Below are 6,568 nucleotides of genomic sequence, written 5' to 3' on the forward strand. Positions count from 1 at the left end.
TGCGGGTGCGCCGGCGCCGGGTGTGGGTGCGGGGGCGGGCCGGGGCGGCCGGGGGGCCGCGGCTCGCGCGGGGCGAGGCCCGCTCCGCGATAGCACGCGTCGATCACCCGCATCGACGCGACGGCGTCGGCGGCGTCGGTCAGGACGGGCCCGCCCCGCAGCACGGCGCCGGCGAACGCGCTGAGCTGGCAGGCGTAGGTGCTGGGCCGGCGGGGAACCGGGACCCGCATATGCTTCCCGCCGGCCCGCACGGTCAGCCGGCAACCCGCCTGCGGCACGACGAAGTTGAGCACCCGGATCTCGCCGCGGGTGCCGATGATCCGCGCCGTCGGGAATCCGCGCGGCAGCCGGTGCATACCGCAGGAGATCTCGCCGGTCACGCCGCCCGGGAAGGACAGGCTCGCCGTCATCACGTCGTCGATCCCGCTGCCGGAGCGTTCCCGGGCCCGCGCCGACACCACGGTGGGCTCCCCGTCATCTCCGGTGGCGCGCACCACGGTGCGCACAAGGTGCACCGGATAGCAGCCCGCGTCCATCAGCGCGCCGCCGCCGAGCGCGAGGTCGTAGCGGATGTTGCCCCGGCTCGGGAGCGGCAGGTGGAAGCGGGCGCGCACCTGGGTGACCTCGCCGATCGCGCCCTCGGCGAGCAGCTCGAGGATCCGGGTGACGAGCGCGTGGTGGCGGTAGTGGAACGCCTCCATCACCACGAGGCCGGAGCGCTGCGCCGCGGCGGCGACGGACGCGGCCTCGTCGGCGTTGGCCGCGAACGGCTTCTCGCAGAGCACGTGCCGCCCGGCGGCCAGCGCCGCTAGCGTCCAGCGCCCGTGCAGGGCGGCGGGCAGCGGTACGTAGACGGCGTCGATCTCCGGGTCCTCGACCAGCGCCTGGTAGGAGGCGACCGGGCGGGGGATCCGGTGCCGGCGGGCGAAGGCCTGCGCCCGCCGCGGATCGCGGGCGGCGATCGCCGCCACCACCACCTCGGGGTTGCTCCGCGCGGGGGTGATCACAGCCCACGGCGCGATCCTGGCCGCGCCGAGAATGCCGATCCGTAGCGGCGGCAGACTCGGCGGATCCGGAGCCTGAGTCATCTTCGGCACCATAGGCGACGAAGCGCCGAACTGCCCGGTGCCGCGCCGAGGCTATAATCACCAACCGTGACCGCAAGCTCTGTCCCGCCCGCCCAGCCCGTCCCGCCCACGCAGTACGCCCCCGCCGACGTAGAGGAAAAGCTCTACCGCCGGTGGGTCGAGGCCGGGTACTTCGAGGCGGACGTCAAGAGCGACAGAACGCCGTTCACCATCGTCATCCCGCCGCCCAACGTCACCGGCCAGCTGCACCTGGGCCACGCGTTCCAGCACACGGTGATGGACGCGCTGACCCGCCGGGCCCGCATGCGCGACTTCGAGGCGCTGTGGCTGCCGGGGATGGACCACGCCGGCATCGCCACCCAGACCGTCGTCGAGCGCCACCTCGCCCAGTCGGAGGGCAAGTCCCGCCACGACCTCACCCGCGAGGAGTTCGTCTCCCGGGTGTGGCAGTGGAAGGAGGAGTACGGCGGCCGGATCCTCGACCAGATGCGCCGTCTCGGTGAGGGCGTCGACTGGTCGCGTGAACGCTTCACGATGGACGAGGGCCTGTCCCGCGCGGTGCAGACGATCTTCAAGCGGCTCTTCGACGACGGCCTGATCTACCGGGCCGAGCGGATCATCAACTGGTGCCCGCGCTGCCGCACCGCGCTGTCCGACATCGAGGTCGAGCACTCCGAGGACGCCGGCGAGCTGGTCTCCATCCGCTACGGCGACGGCGAGCGCTCGATCGTCGTGGCGACCACCCGCGCGGAGACGATGCTCGGCGACACCGCCGTCGCGGTCCACCCGGACGACCCCCGCTACGCGCACCTCGTCGGCACCACCGTCGAGCTGCCGCTGACCAACCGGCGGATCCCGATCGTGGCCGACGAGCACGTCGACCCCGAGTTCGGCACCGGCGCCGTCAAGGTCACCCCCGCGCATGACCCGAACGACTTCGAGATCGGCCAGCGCCACAACCTGCCCGCGATCACCGTGATGGACGAGCGGGCGATCATCACCGTGCACGGCGCGTTTGAGGGCCTCGACCGTTTCGAGGCCCGCCCGGCGGTCGTCGCGGCGCTGCGCGAGCAGGGTCGGATCGTCGCGGAGAAGCGTCCCTACCTGCACGCCGTCGGCCACTGCTCCCGGTGCGACACGGTGGTCGAGCCGCGGCTGTCCAAGCAGTGGTTCGTGAAGGTCGACCCGCTGGCCCGTGCCGCGGGCGACGCCGTGCGTCAGGGCCACGTCACGATCCACCCGGCGGACCTGTCCGGGCGCTACTTCGACTGGATCGACAACATGCACGACTGGTGCATCAGCCGCCAGTTGTGGTGGGGCCACCGCATCCCGGTCTGGTACGGCCCGGACGGCGAGGTCGTCTGCGTCGGGCCGGACGACGCCGCGCCGGCCGCCGAGGGCTGGCACCAGGACCCCGACGTCCTCGACACCTGGTTCTCCGCGGCACTGTGGCCGTTCTCCACGCTGGGCTGGCCGGACGACACCCCCGACCTGCGCCAGTTCTATCCGACGGACGTGCTGGTCACCGGCTACGACATCATCTTCTTCTGGGTCGCCCGGATGATGATGTTCAGCCTCTACGCGATGGACGACCAGCCGATCGAGCAGGCCGTTCCCTTCCGGCACATTGTGCTCACCGGCCTGATCCGGGACAGGTTCGGCAAGAAGATGTCGAAGTCCCGCGGCAACACCGTCGACCCGTTGGACTGGATGAACGCCTACGGCGCCGACGCGCTGCGCTTCACCCTGGCCCGCGGCGCCAACCCGGGCGCCGACGTGCCGGTCGGCGAGGAGTGGGTGCAGGGTTCCCGGAACTTCTGCAACAAGGTCTGGAACGCCACCCGCTTCGCGCTGATGAACGGCGCCCGCCCGCTGCCCGCCGGAGACGGCGCCGACGTCGGCGCGCACCTGCCGGACCTCGACGCACTGACCACGATCGACCGGTGGATCCTGTCCCGGCTGGCCTCGGTCGTCGCCGAGGTGGACGCCGCCTACGAGCAGTACCACCTGGCGAAGGTCTGCGACGTGCTCTACCACTTCGCGTGGGACGAGCTGTTCGACTGGTACGTCGAGCTTTCCAAGGTCACGATCGGCCAGGGCGGCGAGGCGGCGGAGAACACCCGGGCGGTGCTCGGCCACGTCCTCGACGTGACGCTGCGGCTGCTGCACCCGGTGATCCCGTTCGTCACCGAGGAGCTGTGGCTGTCCCTGACCGGGGGTACGTCGATCGTGGTGGCGCCGTGGCCGCTGGCGGAGAACCGCCTCGCCGCGCCCGACGCCGAGGCCACGGTCGCGACCCTGCAGGCCGTCGTCACAGAGATCCGCCGCTTCCGCAACACGCAGGGCATCAAGCCGGGCCAGCGGGTCGCGACCCGGATCGAGTTCACCGACCCGCTGCTCGCCGGCCACGAGGAGCACCTCCGCGCCCTCACCCGGCTGGACCCGCCGGCCGAGGCGCCCAGCGTGGTGAGCCAGGTGGAGGTTGCGGGCGTCCGGTTCGAGCTGGACCTCTCCAGCGCCGTCGACTTCGCCGCCGAGCGCAAGCGGCTCGACAAGGACCTCGCCGCCACGGCGAAGATCCGCGCCCAGGCCCAGGCCAAGCTCGGCAACGAGAAGTTCACCGCGAAGGCACCCGAGAAGGTCATCGCGGAGATGCGCGACCGGGTCAGCCGCGCCGACGAGGAGATCCGCCGGATCACCGACCAGCTCGCCGCCCTGCCGCAGGCCTGACCCCCGCGCCCCGGCCCGCCGGCCCGGCCCGCCGCCCCGGGCCGGGGCATCTCGCCGGGGCATCGCCATGCCCTGACGTCGCCTCACGCTGGGCATTTCCCGGCTGACCGCCCCCGCCGGGCCATCGCTGCGGGTGACCAGTTCTGGTCGCTACGCAGCCTTTCGCACCCCCACCCGCCTCCCCGAACCGTGAGCCGGACTATCTCTTGACAGTGTGAGTCGGCGCACAATACGTTTTTGCGCAACCAAAGGTTCATGAAAAGCCCTCAACCGTTCGGACGACGACAAGGGCCGCCACATCGTGGGCGGTCGCACGACCCAGGACAGTCCTTCCGTCTGTCGCCTGGCCGAGGTGGCCGCCCGGGAGGGCGGGTACCGACGCCGCGGCAGTCGTGGCACCACTTCAACCGGGACCGATGCTGTTACCCGACAGATCGCCTCCCGGGGACGTATTTTCGGCCGACTCGTTCGGCGATGGAGGCAGATATGCGGCGTTCCGGCCGAGTGATTCTGGTCTTATCCGCAGCTTGTACCGTTGGGCTCGCGGCTTGCAGCAGCAGCAGTGGCGGCGGTGACAGCAAGGGCAGCGGCGGCGGCGGCACGGTCACCGTCGACCCGGCACTGAACAAGCAGGGTCCGGACCATGGGTGGAGCCAGACCAACGTCACCCTGGATCCAAAGACCCTGGCCTGCAATGGACCAGCCAGCAATCCAACGCGGGGCATCACTCCGACCTCGATCAAACTCGGTGGTCTCGCCTCGCTGACCAGCCCGGCGGGTACGGCCTTCGGCGACGTTCTGCCCGGGGCGAAGGCGCGCTTCGAGCGGGCCAACGCGGAGGGCGGCGTCGCCGGCCGCAAGATCGACTTCATCGGTGTCCGGGATGACGGCAGCGACGGCGGCCGTACCGCGGACCAGGCCCGGGCAGTCGTCGAGAAGGACCAGGTGTTCGCGGCCGTACCGGTCAACTCCACCTCGGCGAACAACCTCGACGCGTTCTGCAAGGCGACCATGCCGTTCTTCGGCTGGGGCACCACCAGCGCCTACTGCGGCAACGCCATCGGCTTCGGCATCACCGGCTGCCAGAGCCCGCCGGCCAACGGCGTGCGGACCGTCGACACCGGTGGATCCCTCGTGGTCGCGAAGCTGCTTTCCGCCGGAGCCCCGAAGACCATCGGGATGGTCGGCCTGGACAACGAGTCCGCGAAGCAGGGCATGATCACCGTTGGCCAGGGCTTCGAGTCGGCCGGGTTCAAGGTGGTCTACCAGAAGGCCCAGGTCCCGCTGTCCGGCCTGACGGACGCCACCCCGATCGTCAACTCCCTGATGAAGTCCGACGGTGGCAAGCCGCCGACGGTCATCTTCTACGCGACCCCGTTCGGTGACGCCATCAAGCTCGCGACGGCACTCAAGGCCTCCGGGTTCAAGGGATACTCCGTCTCACCGCTGTTCGACCCGCGGGTGTCCAGCATCAAGGCCCTCGACGACAGCTACGCGCTGACCCAGTGGCAGCCGGGAATCCCGGCCGACCTGCCCGCCAACGCGCAGATGATCAAGGACCTCGAGAAGTACTCTCCGGGCACCGCGGTGAGCCTTACCGCGATGGTCGGCTACTGGTCCGCGGACATGGTCGTCAAGGCGCTGGAGAAGACCGGCCGCAATCTGACCGTCGACAGTTTCCTGAAGACTCTCAACACGACGAGCTACACCAACTACGTGCCCAACGTCGTGCCCGAGACCCGCTGGCCGCTGAACCACATCGCGTCCTCCCCCTGCGCGACCCTCGTTCACCTGAAGGACGGCAAGTGGACCGCGCCGCCGCTCGCCTGCGGCGCCATCACCAAGGCCCCGTGATCAAGGTCCTGTGATCACGGCCCGCTAGTCGAGGGACGCTGAGAGATCCATCCGGATGGCTCGTCCGGCCGCGTGGCACCTGCGGCCGGACGGGCCATCTCGGCGTGCGGGGCCGGGACGGAGGTGACATCCCGGTCCCGGGTCCGGCATCGCGCCTGGTAGTGGCACCGATGCGAGTCAGGCTGTAGAAAGTGGTGCTCGCACAGAAGTGCCCCGAAAGCCGGCCAGGCCGGCGCAGCTCAGGAGGACCGGTGTCCACGAGGCCCGTTCGTCTCGCCGTCGCAGTGGCGACCGTCCTGCTCGCCGCCGCCGCGTGCGGGTCCTCCGGCAGTGCCGACACCGCCGCGCCGGCCAGCGCCAGCTCCACGTCCGCCTCGAGCGCGGCGCCGGCACCAGCGTCGGCCACCGCCACCCGCCCCGCGGACACCACGCTCGACGTGCTCGTCACCAACGACGACGGGGTGAGCTCCGCCGGCATCGACGCGGTCGCCCGCGCCATCGCCGCCCTGCCGAACACAACCGTGAAGATCGTGGCACCGGCGGCGAACCAGAGCGGAACCGGCGGCAAGACCAGTGGCGGCGAAGTCAGCCACAACGACGACCGGACCGCCAGTGGCCAACCGGCCGTCGCGGTCAGCGGCTTCCCAGCGGACGCCGTCAACGTGGCGCTCGACGCCCTCGGCCTCAAGCCCGACCTCGTCGTCTCCGGCATCAACGAGGGGCAGAACCTCGGCCCGGTGGTCAACCTGTCCGGCACCGTCGGCGCGGCCCGCGCCGCCGCCCAGCGCGGCATCCCCGCTCTGGCCGCGAGCGAGGGCCTCGGCGACACCTACGACTACGCTCCCGGCGCCGCCCAGGTCGTTGCCTGGATCACCGCCCACCGCGCCGCGCTGCTC

At 71.1% G+C, this 6,568-nt stretch carries 4 protein-coding genes; 3 read left to right on the forward strand and 1 reads right to left on the reverse strand.

The genetic code is table 11. From position 1 onward, the window contains the following. Positions 1-1,088 (reverse strand): Gfo/Idh/MocA family protein (locus MXD58_RS16935; protein WP_250609533.1); only part of this gene is annotated, 1,088 nt, incomplete at its 3' end. Positions 1,089-1,154: 66 nt separating this feature from the next. On the opposite strand from MXD58_RS16935, the gene MXD58_RS16940 reads away from it, so the two are divergent. The 3 genes from MXD58_RS16940 to MXD58_RS16950 form a co-directional block, all read left to right on the forward strand. Further along, positions 1,155-3,818 carry a valine--tRNA ligase gene (locus MXD58_RS16940; protein ID WP_248839696.1) on the forward strand — a complete coding sequence of 888 codons (2,664 nt, stop codon included), beginning with the start codon at positions 1,155-1,157 and terminating at the stop codon, positions 3,816-3,818. 504 nt (positions 3,819-4,322) lie between these two features. Next, positions 4,323-5,672 (forward strand): ABC transporter substrate-binding protein, encoded by a 1,350-nt coding sequence (locus MXD58_RS16945; protein WP_250609534.1) that lies wholly within the window; start codon positions 4,323-4,325, stop codon positions 5,670-5,672. Between the two features lie 251 nt (positions 5,673-5,923). After that, positions 5,924-6,568 (forward strand): 5'/3'-nucleotidase SurE (locus MXD58_RS16950; protein ID WP_250609536.1); only part of this gene is annotated, 645 nt, incomplete at its 3' end.

Origin of the sequence: Frankia sp. AgKG'84/4, from assembly GCF_023242965.2 — a bacterium.
GTDB lineage: Bacteria > Actinomycetota > Actinomycetes > Frankiales > Frankiaceae > Frankia.